At 75.5% G+C, this 22,735-nt stretch carries 20 protein-coding genes; 10 read left to right on the top strand and 10 right to left on the bottom strand.

Features of this window, described 5'->3' with window-relative positions:
- Window positions 1–98: 98 nt before the first annotated feature.
- Entirely contained in the window at window positions 99–659 is a 561-nt protein-coding gene (locus IG64_RS32500; protein ID WP_037862849.1) for an NADAR family protein, read from the top strand.
- A 214-nt stretch (window positions 660–873) separates the two neighbouring features.
- Here IG64_RS32500 and IG64_RS32495 read toward each other — a convergent pair whose 3' ends face one another.
- Complete coding sequence (locus IG64_RS32495; RefSeq protein WP_037862846.1) at window positions 874–1,332, bottom strand: DUF4190 domain-containing protein; 459 nt, start codon at window positions 1,330–1,332, stop codon at window positions 874–876.
- Window positions 1,333–1,660: 328 nt separating this feature from the next.
- A complete protein-coding gene (locus IG64_RS32490) occupies window positions 1,661–2,392 on the bottom strand; it encodes a DUF4190 domain-containing protein (protein ID WP_037862844.1) in 732 nt (243 codons plus the stop codon).
- A gap of 401 nt (window positions 2,393–2,793) precedes the next feature.
- Between IG64_RS32490 and IG64_RS32485 the strand changes: the two genes are divergently transcribed.
- Window positions 2,794–3,843, top strand: coding sequence for an adenosine deaminase (locus IG64_RS32485; RefSeq protein ID WP_037862842.1), 1,050 nt, complete (start codon window positions 2,794–2,796; stop codon window positions 3,841–3,843).
- Between the two features lie 61 nt (window positions 3,844–3,904).
- Entirely contained in the window at window positions 3,905–4,588 is a 684-nt protein-coding gene (locus IG64_RS32480; protein WP_199811695.1) for a glycerophosphodiester phosphodiesterase, read from the top strand.
- Between the two features lie 18 nt (window positions 4,589–4,606).
- Here IG64_RS32480 and IG64_RS32475 read toward each other — a convergent pair whose 3' ends face one another.
- The 4 genes from IG64_RS32475 to IG64_RS32465 form a co-directional block, all read right to left on the bottom strand.
- The gene (locus IG64_RS32475; RefSeq protein ID WP_037862837.1) at window positions 4,607–5,656 is read right to left on the bottom strand and encodes a cytochrome P450; all 1,050 of its coding nucleotides are present in this window, start codon (window positions 5,654–5,656) and stop codon (window positions 4,607–4,609) included.
- 148 nt (window positions 5,657–5,804) lie between these two features.
- Window positions 5,805–5,885: a tryptorubin family RiPP precursor gene (locus IG64_RS43370; RefSeq protein WP_366727432.1), complete on the bottom strand. Its 81-nt coding sequence runs from the start codon at window positions 5,883–5,885 to the stop codon at window positions 5,805–5,807.
- Window positions 5,886–6,063: 178 nt separating this feature from the next.
- On the bottom strand, window positions 6,064–6,594 hold the full coding sequence (locus IG64_RS32470) for a hypothetical protein (protein ID WP_037862835.1): 531 nt from the start codon (window positions 6,592–6,594) through the stop codon (window positions 6,064–6,066).
- A 627-nt stretch (window positions 6,595–7,221) separates the two neighbouring features.
- Window positions 7,222–10,410 carry an AAA family ATPase gene (locus IG64_RS32465; protein WP_234438685.1) on the bottom strand — a complete coding sequence of 1,063 codons (3,189 nt, stop codon included), beginning with the start codon at window positions 10,408–10,410 and terminating at the stop codon, window positions 7,222–7,224.
- Window positions 10,411–10,679: 269 nt separating this feature from the next.
- Here IG64_RS32465 and IG64_RS32460 point away from each other — a divergent pair, with 269 nt between their 5' ends.
- The 3 genes from IG64_RS32460 (at window position 10,680) to IG64_RS32450 (ending at window position 14,499) form a co-directional block, all read left to right on the top strand.
- A complete protein-coding gene (locus IG64_RS32460; protein ID WP_037862833.1) occupies window positions 10,680–11,348 on the top strand; it encodes a helix-turn-helix transcriptional regulator in 669 nt (222 codons plus the stop codon).
- Window positions 11,349–11,647: 299 nt separating this feature from the next.
- Window positions 11,648–12,337, top strand: a complete 690-nt coding sequence (locus IG64_RS32455; protein ID WP_037862831.1) for a DUF4255 domain-containing protein — start codon at window positions 11,648–11,650, stop codon at window positions 12,335–12,337.
- Window positions 12,334–14,499 (top strand): ATP-binding protein, encoded by a 2,166-nt coding sequence (locus IG64_RS32450; RefSeq protein WP_037862828.1) that lies wholly within the window; start codon window positions 12,334–12,336, stop codon window positions 14,497–14,499. Before IG64_RS32455 ends, IG64_RS32450 begins: the two co-directional genes overlap by 4 nt.
- 99 nt (window positions 14,500–14,598) lie before the next feature.
- On the opposite strand, the gene IG64_RS32445 is transcribed toward IG64_RS32450, so the two are convergent.
- Window positions 14,599–16,050 carry an RICIN domain-containing protein gene (locus IG64_RS32445; RefSeq protein WP_037862826.1) on the bottom strand — a complete coding sequence of 484 codons (1,452 nt, stop codon included), beginning with the start codon at window positions 16,048–16,050 and terminating at the stop codon, window positions 14,599–14,601.
- A gap of 8 nt (window positions 16,051–16,058) precedes the next feature.
- On the bottom strand, window positions 16,059–16,196 hold the full coding sequence (locus IG64_RS41325) for a hypothetical protein (RefSeq protein WP_158771698.1): 138 nt from the start codon (window positions 16,194–16,196) through the stop codon (window positions 16,059–16,061).
- Window positions 16,197–16,502: 306 nt separating this feature from the next.
- On the opposite strand from IG64_RS41325, the gene IG64_RS32440 reads away from it, so the two are divergent.
- The 4 genes from IG64_RS32440 to IG64_RS41735 all read left to right on the top strand — a co-directional run bounded on the left by IG64_RS32440 (window position 16,503) and on the right by IG64_RS41735 (window position 19,297).
- The gene (locus IG64_RS32440) at window positions 16,503–18,113 is read left to right on the top strand and encodes a phage tail sheath subtilisin-like domain-containing protein (RefSeq protein WP_037862825.1); all 1,611 of its coding nucleotides are present in this window, start codon (window positions 16,503–16,505) and stop codon (window positions 18,111–18,113) included.
- 64 nt (window positions 18,114–18,177) lie between these two features.
- A complete protein-coding gene (locus tag IG64_RS32435; RefSeq protein ID WP_037862822.1) occupies window positions 18,178–18,621 on the top strand; it encodes a phage tail protein in 444 nt (147 codons plus the stop codon).
- Complete coding sequence (locus IG64_RS32430; RefSeq protein WP_037862821.1) at window positions 18,621–19,142, top strand: hypothetical protein; 522 nt, start codon at window positions 18,621–18,623, stop codon at window positions 19,140–19,142. The genes IG64_RS32435 and IG64_RS32430 overlap by 1 nt, the downstream gene beginning before the upstream one ends.
- Window positions 19,139–19,297, top strand: a complete 159-nt coding sequence (locus tag IG64_RS41735) for a DUF6760 family protein (protein ID WP_018568006.1) — start codon at window positions 19,139–19,141, stop codon at window positions 19,295–19,297. The genes IG64_RS32430 and IG64_RS41735 overlap by 4 nt, the downstream gene beginning before the upstream one ends.
- Here the strand turns inward: IG64_RS41735 and IG64_RS32425 are convergent.
- Both IG64_RS32425 and IG64_RS42945 read right to left on the bottom strand, forming a co-directional pair.
- Window positions 19,246–20,478 (bottom strand): hypothetical protein, encoded by a 1,233-nt coding sequence (locus tag IG64_RS32425; protein ID WP_037862820.1) that lies wholly within the window; start codon window positions 20,476–20,478, stop codon window positions 19,246–19,248. The two genes, IG64_RS41735 and IG64_RS32425, sit on opposite strands and share 52 nt — an antisense overlap.
- 111 nt (window positions 20,479–20,589) lie before the next feature.
- Window positions 20,590–22,005 carry a hypothetical protein gene (locus IG64_RS42945; RefSeq protein WP_158771697.1) on the bottom strand — a complete coding sequence of 472 codons (1,416 nt, stop codon included), beginning with the start codon at window positions 22,003–22,005 and terminating at the stop codon, window positions 20,590–20,592.
- Between the last annotated feature and the right edge of the window lie 730 nt (window positions 22,006–22,735).

Genomic DNA, 22,735 nt, shown 5'->3' with positions numbered 1-22,735 from the left:
TTGCCTTTTGGTTACGCGACGGAATCTGTCGACCAGGTGTCGAGTCGGCACGGAAAAGGCGGGACGGAGTGTCAGTGGTGCGTGCCACACTCGCGTGCATGGGGAAGATCGATTCACGGGAGTCCCTGATCAGGGAGGTCCGCGCGGGGACGAGGATCAAGTACCTGTGCTTCTGGGGGCACCGGCCGCGGCCGGACGGCCAGGTGGGCGCGGGCTGCCTGAGCCAGTGGTGGCCGTCGCCGTTCACCGTGGACGGCGTGACGTACGCGACCGCCGAGCACTGGATGATGGCGGGCAAGGCGCGGCTGTTCGGCGACGCGGAGGCGGAGCGGCGGGCGCTGGCCGCGCCGCATCCGGCGCAGGCGAAGAAGGCCGGGCGGCTGGTGCGCGGTTTCGACGACGCCACGTGGGCGCGCGAGCGCTTCGGGATCGTGGTGGAGGGCAGCGTCCACAAGTTCGCCGCCCACCCCGGACTGCGGGAGTTCCTGCTCGCCACCGGCGACCGGGTTCTGGTGGAGGCTTCCCCGGTGGACCGCGTCTGGGGCATCGGCCTGGCCGCCGACGACGAGGCGGCGTCGGACCCGGAGCGCTGGCACGGGCCGAACCTGCTGGGCTTCGCGCTGATGGCGGCCCGGGAGCGGCTGCGGGAGGCTGCGTAGGGGCTGCGCGAGGCGCGGCGTGGGAGCCGCGGGTGGCTGCGCAGGGGCCGCGCGAGGCGCCGTTGGGGGCGGGGCCGGCGTGCCCGCGCGCACCGCGGTCTCCGCGCGGAGAACGGGCATGCGCGCGCATGGTCTCGGTGGTGCGGCCGTGGCGAGGGCCGGCCGGTGGGGGGGCGGGCACTGCCCGCCACGGCCGGCCCCGCCGTGCGGGTCCTCAGAACGTACTGGCGCTGCCCATGATGCTGGCGAACACCAGGATGCCCAGCAGCGGCAGGACCACCGTGGCGATGATGCCGCAGACCAGGCCGCCGGTCGCGGCGCCCTTGTTGGTGGCCTCCCCGCGGTTGGCCTTGCCCCGCCCGATGGCGCCGAAGATGATCCCGAGGATGCCGAGGATGATCCCGAAGAACCACAGGAAGAAGGTCAGGCTGCAGACGACGCCGATGATGCCCAGCACCAGTCCGGTGGTGCCCATGCCGTTGCTCGGTTGCATGGGCATGCCGTACCCGGGTGCCTGCGGGTAGCCCACGGGCGGCGCGGCCGGGTAGGAGGGACCGGCCTGCGGGTAACCGTAGTTGGGGTTGGACTGCGGGTAGCCGTAGCCCGGCGCGGGCTGCTGCGGCGGCTGGGACGGCGGTCCGAAGCCGTCGGGTGCGGGCTGGGTGTTGGACATGGTGTGGTTTCCCCTCCGTTGACAGTCAAGGCATCGTAATGCCCTGCTCGGCGCGCCGGTCGGGGTCGGTCGGCGCCGCCTGCCGGGCAGTGGGCGGGGACGGCCGGCCTTCGTCGCGGGCGCGGTGACCGGACGCGGGGCACCGGCGTCTTCGGCGCGGTGCACGGGGGCGGGAACCGTCGTCCTGCGGACGGCCGGGGCCGCCGTACGCGGGCGGCCGGGTCCGGCCACCGGTCTCAGCGGTCATCGGCCGACGGCCTGCGGTCAGCCGTCAGTGACCTGCGGGTCTGCGGTCAGTGGCCTGCGGCCTGCGGCCTGCGGTCAGTGGTCAGTGGTCGGCGAGGACCGTCGCGGACGGACGCGCGGCGCCGTCGTAGTAGTACGGGTCCGTGGTGTGGGACTCGTGGACGGCCGTCGTGATCAGCACGATCCACACGACGATCATCGCGACGCCCAGGACGATCCCGATGACGCCGGTGACGAAACCGGCCTGTGCCTGGCCGCGGTTGTCGGCCTGGCCCTGCTCGGCCCGCCGGCGCCCCTTGATGCCGAAGACCACCGCGAGGATGCCGAGCACCACCGAGACCACGCCGTACAGGCAGAACAGGCAGCAGGACAGGATGCCCAGCACCATGGCCGCCGTGCCCATGCCGTTCCGCGGGGCGGGGAGCATGCCGGGCCAGCCGTAGGCCGGGTAGCCGGGGTAGCCGGGGTAGCCGGCGCCCGGGTGACCGGGACCGCCCGGGAAGCCGTAACCGCCGGGGTCGGCGGAGACCCCGGGGCCGGTGGGCGCGACGGGCGGCGGAGGCACGGCGAAGTCACCGGGGGGTGCGGCGGGCGGGGCGTCCGCGGGGATGCCCTGGCCCGGCGGCGGGAAGCCGGGGGCCGGGGGCTGGGCGGGCATCGAGGCCATGGTGGCCTGGTCGTGCACGGACGGCGACGGCACCGGGGGCTGCTCGGGCGCGGGGGGACGCTTCTCCAAGGAGGGGCCACTCTCCGGCGGCGCCCACGGATTGTCGCCGGAAGCGGCGTCGCCGCCCGCCCGTGTTCCGTCCGTCATGTTCTACGGTCCCCCTCGGTCGATCGTCAGGACATGCTAAGGCCTGCCCCTGCGCCCACGGGCCCCGGGCGGATCTTGCTCCGCACCCCCGGACATGCCGAGCCGGCCGCCGCGCCCGCTCCCGCGCAGACGCCGGGACCGAGGCCGACGTAGACGCCGACGCCGGCGTCGGCGCCGGCGCCGGCGCGTGTGCCGACCACGTGCCCGACCCCGTACCCCCGCCGCCGCCGCCGCGCCCGCTCATGCCCCCACCCGCACCGCGCCCCCACCACCGCCCACGTCCCCGCCTGCCCCCGCACCCCCGCCGGGCCTGCGCCTACGATGGCCGTGCTCACCGATCAGCCGATCACCCGCGCCGCGCGCCCCCGGGCCCCGCGGTGCCGTTCCCGGGGAGGGACACCTTGACCGACCTGCACGCACCCCGCGATCCGCACGCCTTCATCGCCGGACTGCCCAAGGCCGAACTCCATGTGCACCACGTCGGCTCCGCCTCCCCGCGGATCGTCTCCGAACTGGCCGCCCGCCACCCCGACTCGAAGGTGCCCACGGACCCCGAGGCGCTGGCCGACTACTTCACGTTCACCGACTTCGCCCACTTCATCCAGGTGTACCTGTCGGTCGTGGACCTGGTCCGCACCCCGGAGGACGTCCGTCTGCTGACGTACGAGGTGGCCCGGGACATGGCCCGCCAGCAGGTGCGCTACGCCGAGCTGACCATCACGCCGTTCTCCTCCACCCGGCGCGGGATCGACGAGCGGGCGTTCATGGACGCCATCGAGGACGCCCGCAAGGCGGCCGAGGCCGATTTCGGGACCGTGCTGCGCTGGTGCTTCGACATCCCCGGCGAGGCCGGGCTGCAGTCCGCCGAGGAGACCGTCCGGCTCGCCACCGACGACCGGGTGCGCCCCGAGGGGCTGGTCTCGTTCGGGCTCGGCGGCCCCGAAACAGGCGTACCGCGGCCCCAGTTCAAGCCGTACTTCGACCGGGCGATCGCCGCCGGGCTGCACTCCGTCCCGCACGCCGGGGAGACCACAGGACCCGGGACCGTGTGGGACGCGCTGACCGAGCTGCGCGCCGAACGGATCGGCCACGGCACCAGCTCCGCCCAGGACCCGAAGCTGCTCGCCCACCTCGCCGAGCACCGCATCCCGCTGGAGGTGTGCCCGACGTCCAACATCGCCACCCGGGCCGTGCGCACCCTGGACGAGCACCCGATCAGGGAGTTCGTGCGGGCCGGGGTGCTCGTCACGGTCAACTCCGACGACCCGCCGATGTTCGGCACCGACCTCAACAGCGAGTACGCCGTCGCCGCCCGGCTCCTCGGCCTGGACGAGCGGGGCATCGCCGAGCTGGCCAAGAACGCGGTGCACGCCTCCTTCCTCGACGAGGCGGGCAAGGCGCGGATCGCCGGCGAGATCGACGCCTACACCGAGCGGTGGCTCGCGCCCTGACCGGGGCGCGGCACGGGACGCGCCCGGGGCACGGGAAGCGGTCCGGGACACAATGGGGCCCATGCAGACCGTGATGGCCGTGGCGCACCGCGGCGACCCCTACCGCTTCCGTGAGAACACCCTCGCATCGCTCCGCTCCGCGCTCGACCGGGGCGCGGACGCGGTCGAGATCGACGTACGGCTGACCCGGGACGGGATCCCCGTGCTGCTGCACGACGACTCGCTGAAGCGGCTGTGGGCGCACGAGCGGACGCTGCGGTCGCTGTCCGCCGAGGAGGTGCGCGACCTCACGGCCGGCGGGGTGCCCACGCTCGCGGAGGCGCTCGCGGCGACGGAGGGCCACCGCGTGATGATCGACCTGCCGGGCGCGCCCGGCCCGCGGGCGGTGGGGCGCATCGCCGGGGTGGTGCGGGAGTGCGGGGCCCAGGACCGTGTCTACTACTGCGCGGGCGCCGAGGCGATGCTCGCGGTGCGGGCGGCGGTGCCGTCCGCGGAGATCGCGCTGACGTGGACCTCGCTCGCGCCGCCGCGGGCCGGGCTGCTGGAGGCGGTGCGGCCCCGATGGCTCAACTACCGTTTCGGCCTGGTGGACCGGGACCTGGCGGCCCGGGTCCACCACGGCGGGCACCTGCTGTCGGTGTGGACCCCGGACACCCGGCGCTCGCTGCGGCGTCTCCTCGCCCTGGGGGTCGACTCCGTGACGACGAACCGCGTCGACGTGCTGTGCGCGCTGCGCGGCCGGTGAACGCGCGGCGGCCCGGCGTCAGCCCCGTCGGACGAGGCGCACGTCCTGCACGCCCAGCAGCCCGAGCAGCGGCACGTTCCCGGTGCGCTGACCGGGGTCGACCACGAGGCCGGCGCCCCGTACGAGGTCCAGCAGGAGTTCGGCGAGCGGCATGACCATGTGCCGTCCCCAGCAGCGTTCGGAGGAGTGGCCGAAGGGCAGGTAGCCGGGGGTGTCGTCGGGGTCGAGCGTGTCCCAGCGCTCCGGGCGGAAGGCCTCGGGGTCCTCCCACAGCGCCGGGTCGCGGTGGGAGAGCAGGGGCAGCAGCAGGACGTCGTCGCCCGCGCCGATCCTGTCGTCGAGGGCCGGGTACTCCGGGGAGGCGTTGCGCAGGATGTTCCAGGAGGGCGGCAGCAGGCGCAGCGACTCGTGGATGATGTTGCGGTTGGACATGCCCTCGTCGAAGGGGGAACCGAGCCAGAGCGCGTTGGCCACCAGGGTGGAGATGGTGAAGCACACCGGGGCGGCGGCCCTGCGGTACATGCCCATGGCGTACCGGCGTTCCTGGTAGCCGGTGGCGTTCGCCGCCCGCTCCCCCAGTGCGGTGAGCCGGCCGCGGCCGGGGCGGGGCCAGCCGGGGAGCGCGGCGCCCAAGGCGATCACGGACCAGGTGAGTTTCGTGGTCAGTTCGAGGTTGCGGCTCATCAGCATGCGCAGCCGGTAGGGATCCTGACCGAGGATCAGGTCGCGCAGGAACATGTGCCCGGTCAGGGGCCAGGACCCGGAGAGGTCCACGTTCTCGGGCAGTGGCCTCTTCAGCGCCTCGCGTACGTCGCTGCCGATGGTCCGGGTGACCGAGGAGGCCTCGGTGCGGGAGATGGACCGGCCGTGCAGCGGTTTGAACGTGGGGCGTTCGGTCTCCGTGGCGCGCCGGGCGGCGAGGATCCGGTCCGCGACCTCGTGTCCGGCGACGCCGACGGTGTCGGGTTCGAGCCGGAAGACGTCCTGGCCGAGGTGGTCGTCGAGGAGGGCGGCCAGCCGGGGGGCGAGGACGGTGGTGCGGGTGCGCGGCACGGATGACAGGGGCATGGGTTCTCCGGGAGGGCGGTGGGAGCCGGGGCGGTGCCCCCGCCGTACGGCGAGGCCGGTGTCCGGGTGCGCGCTCGCCCGCGGGGCGCGGGTCACACGGCGGACAACGATGTCCTCGGGGCCGTACGGCGGGGGCTGGGGCGCCGGATCAGTACCAGATGTACCAGGCGCTGTTCTTCAGGCTCTTGCGGGCGGAGACCTTGTTGCGGACGGCGAAGAGAAGCTTCATCGGTGCACTTCCTCTCTGAGGGGCTGAGGCACGCGGCCCTGCGGCCCGGTGTCCCGGGAGAACCCGTGAAGATCGCGTGCGGTGGCTCGGGAAGCCTTGCCCAGGAAGATGAGCGGATAATCACCGCGCGGGCAGGAAGATGACCTTCGGGTGCGGGCCGCGCCCGGACCGACGGGCCTCAAGCAGCGGGGAGCGGGGTGGAGTTCGCGCTGCTCACCGGCAGTCCCTCCAGCCGCTTGATGCGCCTGCGCAGGTCGTGGAGCGGGATGATGCCGAACACCCCGAAGGCCATGTCGATCAGCGACCACCAGAACGGGATCCCCCGCAGCGGCCCGCAGACGAGGGCGAGCGGGACGATGCCCACGCACGCGATCATCCCGAACTCCACGACCCAGATGTTGCGCACCGGGTCGCGGTAGGGACCCCAGAAGGCGACCGCGATGACCAGGTGGGCGAAGGCCAGCCAGTCCGTGCCGTACAGCAGGAACGGGTGGTCGGCGTCGGCGGTGTCGAGGCCGTGGCGCACCCGCTCGATCCAGTCGCTGAGGGCGGGCAGGTGCTCGGGCACGGACAGGGCGCGCGACGCGCTGTCGAGCCAGTGCAGTTCGTGGACGAGCGGGAAGGCGGTGACTCCGCTGAGCACCAGGCAGACGACGAACACAGCAAGCCGGACACGGATGCCCTTCAGCAGGGCGGCTCTGTCGCTCATGGCAGGAGCGTACGCCCGTGTTGAACGTGTTCAAAATCTGGGATGGACGTGTCCCGTCCCGGCGGGCCGGGACTCATCGCCCGGTCATCAGAGCGCTCATACAGTGCTGTTGGGCCGGGAGCCCGTATCGCCGGGGCCGTCGGAGCGCCCTTGCAGGGCTGTTGAGCCGGGGCGCGTATCGCCGGGGTCGTCAGAGTGCTGTCGCACGGCCGTTGGGCCGGTGGCTCTCGTGTGGTGGGCGCGGCGGGCTGTCGCGTCTCCGGCGCCTCGGCCCGTAGGCCGTCGGGCGAGGGGCCGTCAGACGTGGGGCCGTCACGCCGTCAGGCGCGGGACCGTCGGGACCGTCACCGTCAGGCGCGGGGCCGGCGTTCATGACGGCGGGTGAGTCATGGCGGGCGGCGCGGCCCGGACCCCCGCCCGCCCACGGCCACACCGGACCACGCCCGCCCACGGGCCCTCCCGCCGCCGCACAGCCCCCGGCACCGCCGGGACCCGTCCGCGCGGTCGCCGGACATCGCGCCCGCGACCGGGGCGGTCCGGCTGGGCGGGCGGTTCCTCGGTGGTGTGCCCGACCGGCGCTGCCCGGCGGCGGGTCGGGGTGGTCCGTACGGGGGTTGCGGTGCGCCCTCACTCCCCGGCCAGGGCCTGGTTCAGTTCGCCGCGCCGCCGGATGCCCAGCTTCTTGTAGGTGCTGGTCAGGTGGGTCTCGACGGTGCGCCGGGCCAGGTGGAGCAGGTCCGCTATCTCGGTGTTCGTACGGCCGTCGGCGGCCAGCCGGGCGATGCGGCGTTCGCTGCCGGTGAGCGAGTCCGACCCGCTGCGGGCGAGCGTGGGACGGCGGGCGCCGCCCGCGCGCAGGGCCTCCTCCGCGAGTCTGCGCAGCCGTGGCGCGCCCAGGCGCTCGGCGCGCTCGACGGCCTCGCGCAGACAGGCGCGCGCCCGCACCCGCTCCCCCGCGGCGGTCAGCTGCCGTCCCTGGGTCAGCAGCGCGGCCACCAGTTCCGGGCCCGCGCCGTCCGGAGCCTGCCGCAGCAGCCCCACGGCGTCCTCGGCCAGTTCCAGGCCGCGCCGCCCGCCGGTGGCCGCGCCCAGCACCCGCAGGGCCCGGCCGACCGTCCGCGGGGTGTCCCACACGCGGGCCAGCCGCAGCTCCTCCTCGGCCAGTTCGAGCGCGTCCAGCGGGCTGCCCAGCGCCAGCCTGCACTCGGCCGCGGCCGAGCGCCACGGGGTGACGACGGGGCTGACCACGTCGCGTGCCGTCTGGCGCCGGCCGCACTCCAGGAAGTCGTGCAGCGCGCCCGCCGTGTCCCCGTCGGCGGCGCGCTGCACGCCCCGGGCGTACAGGAACCGGTTCAGCTCCCAGGAGTCGGGCACGCTGGTCAGGTCGAACCCGTCCGCCAGCCGCCGCGCCTCGGCCGTGCGGTCCTGCGCGACGAGGGCGAGCAGGGTGTGGGCGTGCACGTTGCCCGGCCCGGTGACGTGCACGGCGGGCGGCTCGGCCGGGAGCCGCCCGAAAGTCCCGCGCGCCGCCGCGATGTCGGCCCGGGTGTTGAGCAGCGCCTCCTGCATGGGGTGCAGCAGGCCGGGCCGCTGCCCGGACAGGCCCCGGTCCACCAGCCGCTCCGCCTCGTCGAGTTCGTCGGCCCACTGGGCGACCGCCGCGGCCGTGCCCAGCAGGAACGGCTCGGTCAGCGGGTGGGCGGGCTCGGCGAGCAGCTCGCGCACCTGCCGCATGGCGTCACCGGCCGAGGTGAGCCCGGCGGAGGCCGCGTACCGCACGAGCAGCACCCGGGCGGCCGTCCCGGCGGGGTCGGGCGAGTGGCCGGCGTGCTCGCGCAGCAACTGGTAGACCTCGCCGCGGACCGTCTGGTCGCGGTCGGCCAGCAGCGCGGAGGCGCTGTGCAGGGTGGCCACCAGGTCCGGGCGGTCGGCGAGCTGGCCGACCGCCGCGCACAGCACCTCCACCGCGGCGCGCGGCCGGCCGCGCCCGGCGAGCGCGGTGCCCAGGGCGACGGCGGCGCGGGCCCGGTCCTGCGGGGCGCCCGGCAGCCGCAGCGCCTCGGTGAGCCGGGGTATGCCGGAGGCGGACTCGTTCCCGGCGCACTCCAGGGAACCCAGCTCGGTCAGCAGCCGTTGCCTGCGGGTGCCGGGCAGGGGCTCGTCCAGGGCCCGCCGCAGGAAGGCCATGGCGTCGCCGGGGCGGCCCTCCCCCAGGGCGAGGGAGGCGGCGTCCTGGAGCACGCCCGTCGCCCAGGACGCGCCGACCGGTCCGGACAGCAGCAGTTGCCCGGCCACCGTCTCGGTGGGCGCGCCGCGGTGCAGCATCGCCTCCGCGACCGCCTGGTGCGCGGCGCGCCGCCGGGTCTCGGGCACGCCGGCGAGCACCGCGTCGCGCAGCAGCGGGTGGGCGTAGCCGCGCCGGCCGCCAGGAGCGGTGCGCAGCAGTCCGAGTCCGGTCATGGCGGTGAGCCAGCCCGTCACCCGCACCGGATCGGCGCCCGAGAGGTCGGCGAGCAGCGCGACCTGTTCCGCGGCGGCGGCCGTGCCGGTTCCGGTCCGGTGCCGCCGGGGGCCGAGGGCGGTGCCGCCGTGGTCCCGGCCGTCGTCGAGGACGGCCAGGGCGCGCGCCACCTCGGCCGTGCCGGGTCCGGCGCTGTCCAGCCACCACGACACGGCGGCCGGGTAGGCGCCCGGGTACAGCGCCGCCGACGTGTCGGGCACGACCGGGTGCCGGTCGGGGCCGCCGAGGTCCTCGAGGAGGGCGCGCAGCAGCAGCGGGCTGCCCGCCCCGGCCCGTACGCAGTCCTCGGCCCAGGCGGCGGGCGCACCGGGGAACCCGGCGCGCACCAGGCGGGCCGCCGCCTCCGGGGTGAGCGGGGCGAGGGTGTGGGTGCGCACGAGCGCGGGCGAGAGGGTGTGGGTGAAGCCCGGCCGGGGCGGATCGACGTCGTACTGGCTGCGTTCGGTGACGGCCAGCAGGACCGGCAGCGCTAAACGGTCCAGGTGCCGCGCGGTCTCCACGAGCCAGCGGTGCGAGGGGCCGTCGGCGAGGTGGACGTCGTCCACCGCCACCAGCAGCGGGGACTGGGCGGCGTACGCGCTCAGGGCGCGCCGCAGCAGCTCCCCCCGGCCGCGCTCGTCACCGCCGTGCCCGTCGCCGCCGCCGGACGCGTCCGGGCCGCCGTCCCGCTCGAATCCGGGTACGGGGCCCAGGAGCTGGAGGGCGGTGGCGTACGGGACGGTGGCGTCGGCGGGGGCGCAGCGGGCGCGCAGCACCCGCATGCCGTGCGCGGCGGCGGACCGGGCGGCGGCCTCCAGGACCGTGGTGCGTCCGGTGCCGGTCGCCCCGCGCAGCAGGACGAGGCCGCCCGCGCCGGCCCTGGCCCGCTCGGCTCCGGCCGCCAGCAGCGCGGCGGCCTCACGGTGTTCGGGCGGCAGGTCGCACCACTGGCCGTCGGCCGGTGCGGACCGCCTGCCGGGGCGCTGGTCGCCCGGCCGGCCGGCCGGCGGGTCGGGCAGCCGGGCCGACCGGTGGTCGGAGGGCCGGTCGGGCAGCCGGGCCGCGGAGGGACCGGGAGGCCTGGCCCCGGGAGGGCCGGCGGACCGCGTCGCGGAGGGGCCGGAAGGCCTGGCCGCGGAGGGAGCGGAGGGCCGGGTCTGCGAGGGCTCGGGGGACCGTACCGGGGTGCGGTCGGGCAACCGGGCGGAGGCCTGTTCGGGCACGTGGCCCGCCAGGTGCCCGGACGGACGGTCGTACGGACGCGCACGCAACTGCTCGCACGGGTGCTCCCGTTGCGGTCCCGGCATCCCTGCCATCCCTGCCTCCTTGCTCGGACGTCACGCGCTCCGCCCACGAGGACGGTCCCCACCGGCCGCCGGTGACGTGACAAGTCCCACTGCACCCGGCGGCCGGGCACCGGGAACCGCCCGGACGGTCACCCTCGTGGTGTACGTAAGGCTGTTCTCGTGGTCCTGTTCGTGGTGCTCCACGATTGCGCGGGCCCCCGCGACCACAGGAGTGTGGTGGACACACGCCTGCCACCGCCCCCACAGAGGTGACGGGCACGTGGACATAGGGGAAACCGTTGCTCAGCTCATCGCGGACCACGCACCCCGGCACCGCCGGTTCCGCCGACCGCATCCCGGTCGCGGTGCACGCCACGGACCCGATCCTGCGCGAGGGGGTGCTGAGCCAGCTGCGCCGCTTCCCCGAGGTCGAGTTGCGGGAGGAGGCCGGTTCGGGCCCCGGCACGGTCGCGCTGCTCGTGGACGACACCCTCGACGAGGCCGCGCTGACCCGGCTGCGCCGGGTGGTGCGCAGCGAGGGCGCGCGGGCCGTGCTCGTCGTCAGCTCGCTGCGGGAGGCCGAACTCCTCGACGTCATCGAGTGCGGGGTCGGCGCCATCGTGTGGCGCCACGAGGCCGGCGCACACCGCCTGGTGCAGGCCGTGCTCGCCGCGGCGCGCGGCGAGGGCGACCTGCCCGCCGACCTGCTCGGCCGGCTCATCGACCAGGTGGGCACGCTGCACCGCAACGCGGCCGGCCGGCCCGGGGCGCCGGGCTCCGGCCTGACACCGCGTGAGGTCGACGTGCTGCGCCTGGTCGCCGAGGGGTTCGACACCGGGGAGATCGCCGGCAAGTTGTCCTACTCCGAACGGACCGTCAAGAACGTCATTCACGGGCTGACCACCCGGCTGCACCTGCGCAACCGCGCGCATGCCGTCGCCCATGCCCTGCGGGAAGGCTACATCTGATCGAACGGGCATCCGGAACCGGCCCCCGGGGCAGCCCGGTCTGCCTCCCGCGCGTCCCCGGCGCTCCTGCGGGGACGGGCCGGGGCCGGGGCATGATCAAAGGACGGCGCGGCGGAGACCGGGTGACGGACTCAAGCCCCTCGGCGCGGCGCGGGCGCGAGGGCGGACGCGGCGGTCCGGGGCCCGCGCCCGCACACGGAAGCGCGGACTTCCGGCGACCGCGGACACGCGCAGCGCGGACCCGGCGGACGTGGACACACGGAACGCGGAACAGAGCACGGCAGGGCGGGAGCACGACGGTGATCCACGAAGTGGACGAGGTCCTCAAGAGCCTGCTCGGCGGTGGCGCGCTGGCCGGTTCCGGTATCGAGGTGGTCCTCGACGCCCCCACCCGCGACTGGGCCGCCCGGCGCAACGCGCCCACGATCAACGCCTACCTGTACGACATCCGGGAGGACGTCAACCGCCGCCAGCGCGGCCACATCCCCGTGACCGACGAGCGGGACGTGGTCGTCAAGCGGCGCCAGCCGCCGCGCTGGTTCCGGCTGTCGTACCTGGTGACGGCGTGGACCCGGCAGCCGCAGGACGAGCACCGGCTGCTGTCCGCGGTCCTGGCCACGCTGATCCCGCGCGAGGTGATCCCGGCCGCCGACCTCCCCGGTGCGCTGGGCGCGCTGGGCATGAGCGTGCCGGTGTCGGTGGCCGGCACCCAGACCGAGTCCCGTTCGCTGGCCGAGATCTGGTCCGCGCTCGGCGGCGAACTCAAGCCGTCCCTCGACGTGGTGGTCACCGCGCCGTTCCCCGCCTACCCCGAGTACGACGCCGGACCGCCCGTCACCGAGGGCGTCGCGGTCCGCGTGCGCGCCCTGGACGGGGCCGGCACCGAGACCGGGACGGAGGAGCGCGCGCACCGGCCGCAGCAGGTCGCCGAGGCCCGGGCCGCGCGTGCGGCGGCCCGGCGCGAGCGGGAGTCGGGGAAGACGTCGTGACCGTCACCGACCAGGTGGAAGCGGAGCCGGCGGCGGCACCCGCCGACGCGCTCCTGGACCGCCTCGCCGCCCTGCGCGACCGGGTCGCCCTGCTGGTCGGCCGGCGTTCGGCCGACGACCCCACGGCCACCGACCCGCTGCGCGGCCTGTACCTGTCGGACGACGCGGTACGGCACCTGCTGCGCCCGGCGCAGTCCGTGGACGGTCCTCCCGCCGGCCCCGTGGCCGGGGACGGGCCCGGCCACGCCGGACGGGCCGGTGACCGGCTGGCCGGGCTGGCGGCGCGGTGCGGGCTCGGCGATCTGGACACCGCCCTCCTCCTCGTCGCCCTCGCCCCCGACCTGGACCGTTCCTTCGAGCCGCTCTACGGCTACCTCAACGACGACGTCAGCCGCCGGCGGGCCACCGTGGCCCTCGCCCTCGACCTGTGCGGTGTGCCCGTCCACTCGGCACCCGCACGCTCCCGGCTGCACCCCACCGCCCCGCTGACCGCGCTCGGACTGCTGGTCGTCGAGGAGCCCGAACGCCCCTTCCTCAGCCGCTCCCTGCGGGTACCGGACCGGCTCGTCGCCCATCTGCTCGGTGACGACACCCCCGACGCCGCGCTCGCCGGCCACCTGCGCTCACTGCCCGCGCCCCCGTGGCCGGACAGCACGGACGGCGGCGCGGGCGGCGGCACGGACGGTGACGCGTCCGGTGGTACGGACGGTGACGCGGCGGGAGACACGGCCGGCGCGGACACCGCGGACGGCGCGGGCGTCACCCGCGGTCCCGGCGGCGCCGACGGTGAGTTCGTCCGCTTCGCCCGGCGGCTGGGCGCCCGGCTCGCCGCCGGGCCGCCGCTCATCGCCTACCTCCGGGAGGCCCGCGAGGGCGACGCCCTCACGTGCGCCGCCGCCGCCCTGCGCACCGCTGGCCTGGCCGCCCTGCACTTCACGGGCCCCGAGGACCACGTGCCCGACCTGCTGCGCGAGGCCCGGCTGAGCGGCGGCGTGGTCGTGGTCTCCGCCCTGCCCGAGCACCCGGCCCCGACCGTGCGCATGCTGGCAGCCGCCACCGACGTCCCCGTGCTGATCACCGGCTCGCGGCCCTACGACCCGCTCTGGAGCGACGGGGACCTGGGCGACCCGCTCGTCCTGGAGGTGCCCGGGCGCCGTGCCGGATCCCTGCGCTCCTGGTCGGCCGCGCTCGGTGAGGAGCCCGGCTTCGACCTGGCCGCCACCGTGGCCCCGTACCACCTGGCCGACGACCGGATCGTCCGCGCCGCCCGCACGGCCCGTGCCCTCGCCGCCTTCGACGGCGTCCCGCTGTCCCCCGCCCACCTGCGCGTGGCCGCCCGCAGGCAGTCCGCGTCCGGGCTCGAACAGCACGCGCGCCGCATCCGGCCCGCCGTCGACTGGCGCGACCTGGTCCTGCCCGAACGGCCCCTGACCCAGCTGCACGAGCTGGCCCTGCGGGCCCGCCACCGCGACCGGGTCCTCGGCGACTGGCGGCTCAGCGCGGGCGGCGGGCGGGGGCGGGGCGTCCTCGGGCTGTTCGCCGGCGAGTCCGGCACCGGCAAGACGCTGAGCGCGGAGGTCGTCGCCGCCGAACTGGGCCTCGACCTGTACGTCGTGCAGCTGTCGTCCATCGTCGACAAGTACGTCGGCGAGACGGAGAAGAACCTGGAGCGCATCTTCACCGAGGCCGACCGCACCGACGCGGTGCTGCTGTTCGACGAGGCCGACGCCGTGTTCGGCAAGCGGTCCGAGGTGAAGGACTCGCACGACCGGTACGCCAACATGGAGAGCGCCTACCTGCTCCAGCGGCTGGAGTCGTTCGACGGCATCGCCCTGCTCACCACGAATCTGCGCGCCAACATCGACGAGGCGTTCACCCGGCGCCTGGACCTGGTCGTCGACTTCCCCTTCCCCGACGCCCGGCAGCGCCTGGCGCTGTGGCAGCACAGCCTGTCCCACGTGCCCTGCGCCGAGAACATCGAACTCGGACCGGTGGTGGCGGGGTTCGAGCTGGCGGGCGGCTCGATCCGCAGTGCCGTGGTGACCGCCGCCTACCTGGCGGCCGGCCGGGACGGGCTGGTCACCTCGGCCGACGTGCTGGAGGGCGCCCGCCGCGAGTACCGCAAGGCGGGCCGGCTGCTGCCGGACGAGGGTTCCTGGTAGCGGGAGACGGAGCGGGAAGGGGGGTGGGTGGCCCGCGGGCCACCCACCCCCCTTCCCGCTCTCCGCGTCTTCGCGGCTATCTCCCGGCCGGCACGATCCTCACTCGCCGTCCTTCTTCTGCGGGATGATCTGCCACTCCTGGTCGTCGGTCGTGGTGCAGTAGTAGAGCGTGAGGTTGGTGTCGTTGACGCCGTCGCTGTCGCCCGCCACGTCGAGGCACAGGTTGTTGCTGGCGAAGTTGCGGATCCAGTAGGCGCCGCTCGCCTGCTTGTCCACCCACCACAGCTGGTTGTCGTGCGTGGTGCCGGCGCACGGGTACTCCATGATCTGGGACCGCACAGGGGCCGAGTCGTAGCCGGTCAGGTCCATGCAGAACTGGTCCTTGACGTTGCGGATCTGGAAGAGCGGGGCGCTGCCGGGGCCGCCCTTGGGGTACTTCACCTCCAGGTCCCACAACTGGTTGTCGTGCGAGGTCCCGTCGCAGGTGTACTCGCGCACCGGACCGGCCGACGTGCCCTTGTCGTAGCCCGGGATGTCCGCGCACTTCTTGGTGGTGGTGTTGCGCAGCACCACGTTCTGGGCGGGGACCACCGGCTTGGGCTTCTTCTTCTGGTTGCCGCCACCGCCACCACCGCCGCCACCACCGCCACCGCCGCCGCCCTTGGCCTCTTCGGTGTTCTGCGGCGGCGCCGCGGGCTGCTGCGGCTGCTCGGGGGCCGGGGGCGGCGGCGCCGCCGACAGGGCCGGGCTCGCACTCGGCGACGGTGCGAGCGTGGTGCCCGCCTCGGCGACCTTCTCGTTGGCCCCGGTGCCGAACCGGGGCTTGTAGGCGATCCAGAGCATCGCGAAGGTGATGGACAGGGCCAGCAGCACGCCGAAGAAGGTGGCGAGCCAGCGGGGCAGGAAGCCGCGCTGCACGTACGTGCCCTCGACCGGCTGCGGGTTCGTGCCGGAACGCTGGACGGCGAGGGTGTAGGGCCGCTGCTCCTTGGACCCGAACCAGATGATCTTCCGTGGCTTGAGGGTGGCCTTGACGAAGGCGGCCCGCCCCGGCTCGATCTGCACGTTGCTCGGGTGCAGGTCGTAGGAGAGCTGGTCGCCGTTGTCGCTGCCGCTGAGGGAGGCGGTGACCTTGGTGTTGCCGAGGTTGTCGACCGCGAGACGGGGGCGCCCGCGGAAACGGCCCTTGACGACGGGCGGGACGAGTTCGGCCCGGATCTCGGTGAAGGGCGTGATGGTGAGATTGCCCTCGGGGACGGTGACGGCCTCGGGGTGCTCGGTGGGGATGATGCGGACCGCGTACGGGTTCGGTCCCGCGGTGGCGTCGGGTGTGCGGGGCGGGGAGAAGGTCAGCTCCACCGTCCCTGTCGTCCCCGGGTAGAGCCGCAGCGTCTGCGGTTCCACGACCGTCCAGGGCGCGATGTCCCCGACGGGTTCGAAACGGTACTCGTCGACGACGTCACCGGTGTTGCGCAGCCGCAGCCGCACGCGGGTGCTGCCCCCCGGGTCGACGGTCGCGGAGGAGGGTTCCAGAGAGGTCCAAAGGCTCATCTGTCAGGTCACTGCTCCGGGGTCTTCGTGGCGTGGTACTCGGCGAGGCCGCCGGCTGCGGACGGCACGGCTGCCGGTGGCGCGCCCCGGCGGGCGCCGTCCCGGCCGTCCGCTGCGTCGTCGCGTCCCACTTCCCGTACGCGCACCGCGCTCCCCTCCGCTGCCGGCGGCACCAGATCCTGTCGCCGTCCCCGGACCGCCCGCCCGGAGGGCGCGGCGGGCGGGAGAATGACGACGGACACCAGCGTCGTCCGCGCGCGCGGGCGGGCGGAAGGGACATGGGGGCAGTCACGCGGGCAGCGGGGCCGGCCGCACGGGCAGCGGGGCCGGCCGGACTGCCCGTCAGGGCAACCGGCGTGCCCGCGAAGAGGTACCGCAGGACGTTTCGAACGACGCGCTTCGCGCGTGAGGGTGGACTCCGTTCCTGTCTCGTACCCCGAGGAGAGCAGAGCATGCCGTCCTACCTGTCGCCCGGCGTCTACGTCGAGGAGGTGGCCAGCGGTTCGCGCCCGATCGAGGGCGTCGGCACCTCGGTGGCGGCCTTCGTGGGCCTGGCCCCGGCCGGGCCGCTCAACGAGCCGACCCTGGTGACCAACTGGAGCCAGTACGTGTCGGCCTTCGGTGAGTTCACCGACGGGTACTACCTGGCCCACTCGGTGTACGGGTTCTTCCAGAACGGCGGCACGGCCGCCTACGTCGTCCGTGTGGGCGGCGCCGCCGAGGGCTCCGACGGCGCGGTGGGCCGCGCCTCCTCGGCGCCCGCCGCGGTGAGCGGTTCCGCCGCCCCGGCCGCGCTTCCTGCCGGTGAGCCGCGCCAGCTCGGCACGTTCACGGTGACCGCCATCGCCAACGCCAAGGGCGGGCTGAGCGTCGAGGTCGCCGACCCGGAGGGCGAGGGCCCCGCCGAGCGGTTCAAGCTGGTCGTCAAGGACGGTGACAAGGCCGTCGAGACCTTCGACGTCACCGCCAAGAAGGGCGGCCGCAACTACGTCGTCACGCAGGTGAAGGAGCGCTCGAAGCTCATCACCGTGACCGAGGCCGTACCGGCCGCGCAGCTGGCCCGCCCGGAGAACCAGACGCTGGCCCTGCCGGCCCCGGCTCCCGTCGCGGTCCCCGCCACGCCGCCGGCCCAGGAAGCGGCGCCCGACCGGCACCCCGGCCCGGCCGAGTACCTCGGCGACTCCGCGGACCGCACCGGCTTCGGCGGCCTGGAGGCCGTCGACGAGGTCTCCATGGTCGCCGTCCCCGACCTGATGGCCGCCTACCAGCGCGGCGCGATCGACCTGGAGGCCGTCAAGGCGGTCCAGCTCGGTCTGATCGCGCACTGCGAACTGATGGGCGACCGGGTCGCCGTCATCGACCCGCCGCCGGGCCTGAACGCCCAGCAGATCCGGGTCTGGCGCCAGGAGACGGCCGGCTACGACTCCAAGTACGCCGCCCTGTACTACCCCTGGATCAAGACGTTCGACCCGAGCAGCGGCCAGAGCCGGCTGATCCCGCCGAGCGGCCACGTCGCCGGCGTGTGGGCCCGCAACGACGCCGAGCGCGGCGTCCACAAGGCGCCCGCCAACGAGGTCGTGCGCGGCGCGATCGACCTGGAGAACCAGATCACCCGCGGCGAGCAGGACCTGCTCAACCCGATCGGCGTCAACTGCATCCGCGCCTTCCCGGGCCGCGGCATCCGCATCTGGGGTGCCCGCACCCTCTCCTCCGACCCGGCCTGGCGCTACCTGAACATCCGCCGGTACTTCAACTACCTCGAGGAGTCCATCCTCATCGGCACCCAGTGGACGGTGTTCGAGCCGAACGACCACGCCCTGTGGGCCCGTATCCGGCGCAACATCTCCGCGTTCCTGGTCAACGAGTGGCGCAGCGGCGCCCTGTTCGGCCAGCGGCCCGAAGAGGCGTACTACGTCAAGTGTGACGAGGAGACCAACCCGCCGGAGTCGGTCGACGTCGGCCGGGTCGTCTGCGAGATCGGCATCGCGCCGGTCAAGCCGGCCGAGTTCGTGATCTTCCGGCTGGCCCAGTTCTCCAGCGGCAGCGGCGAGCTGGAGGAGTAGGCCCCGCGCCCGCCCCTCGGCTCCTCTTCCCCCCAGCTAGGTCTTCGAGAAGGACAGCGAACACATGAGTCTCCAGCCGGGTGACGCCCTCACCTCACACAATTTCGGCCTGCAGATCGACGGCGTCATGGTCGAGTACCTGGCCGAGGTCAGCGGTCTGAGCATCGAGCAGGACGTCATCACGTACCAGCAGAACACCCCGGGCGGCCAGAACGTCGTCAAGAACCTGCCGGGCGTGAAGAAGAACGGCACCTGCACGGTCGTGCGCGGCATGACCCAGTCGGCGTCGTTCACCCAGTGGATCAACCAGTCCATCAGCGGGCAGATGACCACGGCCCGCAAGAACGCGTCCATCATCATGATGGACTTCCAGAACAACCCGGTGAAGCGCTACCACCTGCGCAACGCCTGGTGCAGCAAGATCGACGCGAGCACGGTCAAGGCGGGCGAGGCCGCCGCGCTGACCGAGACCGTGACGATCGCGTTCGAAGAACTGGTCATCGAGTAATGCGGCGTACGGCCGGCCGGGCCGGCGGCGCCGTCGCGTACGCCGGCCAGGACGCGGCGGAGCCCGCCCCGGAGACCGGAGAGCAGGCACCGCCGGCGCAGCAGTCCGCCGCACCGCAGCCGGCGGTGCAGCAGCCCCTCCAACAGGAGGTGCTGCGTACCGAGTTCCCCTTCCAGCTGCCCCGCGGCTACGTCGACGAGTCGGGTACCGTCCACCGGGACGGCACGATGCGGCTGTCGACGGCACGGGACGAACTCGTCCCGCTGCGGGACGTGCGGGTGCAGGAGAACCCGGCGTACCTGTCGGTGGTCCTGCTGGGCCGGGTCATCACCCGGCTCGGCACGCTGCCGCTGGTCCACGACGGCATCGTGGAGAACATGTTCGCCTCGGACCTGGCGTTCCTGCAGGACTTCTACCGGCAGATCAACGCCGAGGGCCACACCCGCGCCGCCGTCCGGTGCCCGCACTGCTCGGAACCCTTCGAAGTGGAACTCGGCGGGAGCCGCCTGGGGGAATCGTGACGTACGCGACCGACCGGCTGCAGGAGGAGATCGCGTACGTGGCCTACCACTTCCACTGGAGCCTGGAGGAGATCCTGGACCTGGAACACCACGACCGCCGCCGTTACACGGAGGCCATCGCGTCCTTGGTGACGCGGGCCGGGGCGGAGGGCTGAGCTGTGGGATTCCTGGACCGGCTGGACCCGCGCGACCGTGCCCGCAGACGGGGTTCCGCTCCGCGCGGCGCGACGGCGGGCGGTGCCGTGACCGACGCGCGCGCCGCTGAGACGGTGCAAGCGGCGGGCGTCACGGACGGTGCGGACGGGGGCCCGGACGGCTCCCCGTCCGCCGCTCCGGCCACGCCCGCGGCGGTGGCGCCGGCCTGGACGGCGCTGCCGCCGATCCAGCGTGCCCTCGCGCCCGCCCCGGGCGGTGTCGCCGACTCCGCGTTCGGCGGGCGGCTGCCCACGTGGCAGAACCCGTCGTTCGCGGCCTCGGCCTCCCACGCGGTGCTGGACGGCCGGTCGAGCACGGTGCTCGGCGGCGCGGTCCACCAGGGCACCGCCCGTCCGGTCACGGGCCTGGAGCGGCCCGCCGCCGCCCTGCCCGCGGCGGCCGCCGCGGGCCAGGAGCCGGTGGTCCAGCGGGCGCCCGCGGTGCCGCTGCGGTTCATCCCGCCGCGGCTGCCGGGCGGGGCGGGTGGCACGCCGGGCCGGGGCACGGGCGGCGGACCGGGTGCCCGCCGTACCGCCACGCCCGCCGCACGCACCGGCACTTCCGCGCCGGCCGGACCGGTACGGCCCGTACCGCCGTCGGGACCCGCCGGCACCGGGACACCGGCGCCCGCGCCTCGCACGTCCGCGTCCGGCCTGCCCGCGTCCTCGTCCCCGTCCTCGCCGGCCTCACCGGCCTCACCGGTCGTGCCCGGGCGGGCTGCTTCGGCTGCCGCGACACCTGTGGTGCAGCGTGCGGGCGCGGCGGGGTCCGTTGCGGGGCCGGACGCAGGGGCGGCACCGGGCGGGGGTGCCGATCCGCGTACGGACACCACCGCGCCGACCGGTGCGACCTCCGCCGGAGCCGCTCCCGCTCGCTCCGGTCCGTCCGCCGCGCCGGTGAGCACTCCCCCGGTACAGCGGTCGGCGGCGGGCGCCGCCTCCGCGTCGGCGTCGGCATCGACATCAGTGGCGGCAACGGGGGCCGCCGGGCAGGGGGCCGCCGGAACGTCCTCGTCGCCGGGCATCCCCGTGGTGACGCCCCAGCCGCCGTCGCCCGGGGCCGCGGTCGCGCCGCTGCCCGTGTCCGGCCCCCGGCTGACTCCCGTCGCGCCGGGTGCGCCGTCGCGTCCGGGGTCGCTCACGCATGCCCGGCGAGGGGCACCGGCCGTGCAGCGGCGCTCGCTTCCCGTGGCCCCGCGGATCGCGACGGCCCCGGCCGGTGACGCACCCGCCGCGCAGAAGGCACCGGCCGTTCAGAAAGCACCCGCCGGGACCGCCTCCGGTGGCAGGGGCGGTACGGCGGACACACCCGCGCCGGCGCCCGCGGTCCAGGGCGGCCAGGAAGGCGGCGCGGGTGCCAACGCCACGGCCGCCGTGGCGGGGACCGCGGAACCGACGGGTCCCACCGGTCCTGCGGCTCCGGTCCGCGCCGCCGCGACGGCGGCGGCACCCGCCGCCGCTCCCCGCGCCGAGCGCACGACGCCGGGTGCCCCGGCGGTACCGGCCGTCCAGCGGTCGGTGAGCGCGGACGGTGCTCCGCGGCCGGGCGGCACCGACACGTCTTCGGGTGTCCCCGCCGCCCCGGCGGCGACGCGGCCCGGCGGGAGCGTGCCGTCCGGCGGCTCACCGGCGACGGCCGCACCGGGCACCCCCGTCACCCCTCCGCCGAGCAGGACCACGGCGACGGCGGCAGGCGCGGCCCCTGCCGTCCCGCCGAGCCGGACCACGGGAACGCCCGCGGCCTCCGCCGCGAGCCCGGCGGCCGCCGGTACGGCTCCCGGGCCGGCCTCCTCGTCACGTCCGGTGCAGCGTGCGGCCGCGGCTCCCGCCCCGGCCAAGGCCCCCGCGCCCGGCCCGGCGGCCCGTCCGGCCACGGGACCGGCGTCCGGCCCGGCGGCGGGCCCGGTCTCCCCGTCGGCACCGGTCCCGCCGGGGACCGCGGTCTCCCGGTCGGCCACGGCGCCGGGCCGGACGCCGGTCACCGGCCCGGCCACCACCCCGACTTCGGCCCCGACTTCGGCCCCGGCTGCGGCAGTCACTTCAGCATCGGCTGCCGCACCTGCTTCGGCTGCCGCACCTGCTTCGGCTTCGGCTTCGGCCCCGAGCACGGCCTCTCCCTCCGCTTCGGCCCCGGCCTCTCCGCCCGCTTCGGCTTCGGCCTCTTCGTCGGTCGTGCCCCCCAGCTCCGGCTCGGGTGCGGGCCCGGCGGCGGCACCGGCACCGGCACCGGCACCGGTCCAGCGTTCCGCCAGGGCGTCCCGCCCGGCCACCGCTCCTACCGGCTCCCCGGCTGCCCCTTCTCCTTCTCCCTCTCCTTCTTCTTCTCCCACGGCGTCCGCGCCGCCCACCGCCTCCTCGTCCGCGCCCTCTTCTTCGTCCTCCCCGGCCGGGGCCTTCGCACCGGGCCCTGGTTCGGGTACGGGATCCGGGTCGGCGTCCGGCGCACGGGCCTCCAGCGCACCCGTCTCCGGTGGTACGCAGGGCGCGGTACAGCGCCGAGCGGCGTCCGACAGCAGCCGTACGGTCTCCTCCGCCGCGCCCGCCGCGCCCTTCACGCCCGCCCTCGGCGCCCCCGTGCAGCGCGCCGCCGGGAGCCCGGCGAGCCCGGCCCCCTCATCCTCGCCCGCCCACCCGACCACGGCCGCGCCCGCACCCGCATCCACACCCACAGCCGCACCCGTGCAGCGCGCCGCGTCCGCCACCCCGCGCCCGGCAGCCGCACCCGTCGGCCGTGCGCGCCGCCCCGGTCTCGGCGCCCCGGTCTCCTCACGCCCCGCCGTCCCGGCGGCCCCGGCGGCCGGGACGAACCCTCCGGCAGGCCCCGCGGCACCGACCCCGCCCGCGCCCCCGGCCACCGCGACGCCTCCCGCCCCCTCCGCAGCCGCACCCGTACCGGCGCCGGAGCAGAATCCGCCCTCGGCACCGGCACCGGCACCGTCGCCGGCCCCCTCGCCCACCGGCACCACCACCCCCGCTGTCCAGCTCCGCCCCGCCGCCACGGGCCCGGCGGCGGCCCCGGCCGCCCCGGCGCGCCGCTCCCCGGTGGGTGCACCCCTGAGCACGCCGCCCACCGACGCCGGGCCGGTGGCCACCGCATCCCCGCGGTCCGCCGCTCCCGCAGCCGGGGCCCCGGTGCGGTCCTCGCTCCCGGCCGCGCTCCCCGTGCCGCTCCCGCCCACCGTGCAGCGCAGCCTCCAGCAGCCGAGCCCGCCCGCCCCACCCACCCCGTCCACGCCCGCATCCGCACCGACGCCCTCCGTCCCCGCCGACGCGATCCCCCGCCCCCTGCCCGTCGCCCGTCTCACCTCGCAGCGGGCCCCCGGGCAGGACGCACCCTGTCTCTTATACACATCTCCGAGCCCACGAGACTCCTGAGCATCTCGTATGCCGTCTTCTGCT

Source organism: Streptomyces sp. NRRL S-340 (genome assembly GCF_000720185.1).
Taxonomy (GTDB): Bacteria; Actinomycetota; Actinomycetes; order Streptomycetales; family Streptomycetaceae; genus Streptomyces.
Note: the sequence above shows the minus strand (reverse complement) of the source record. Positions and strands in the feature narration are given on the sequence as shown.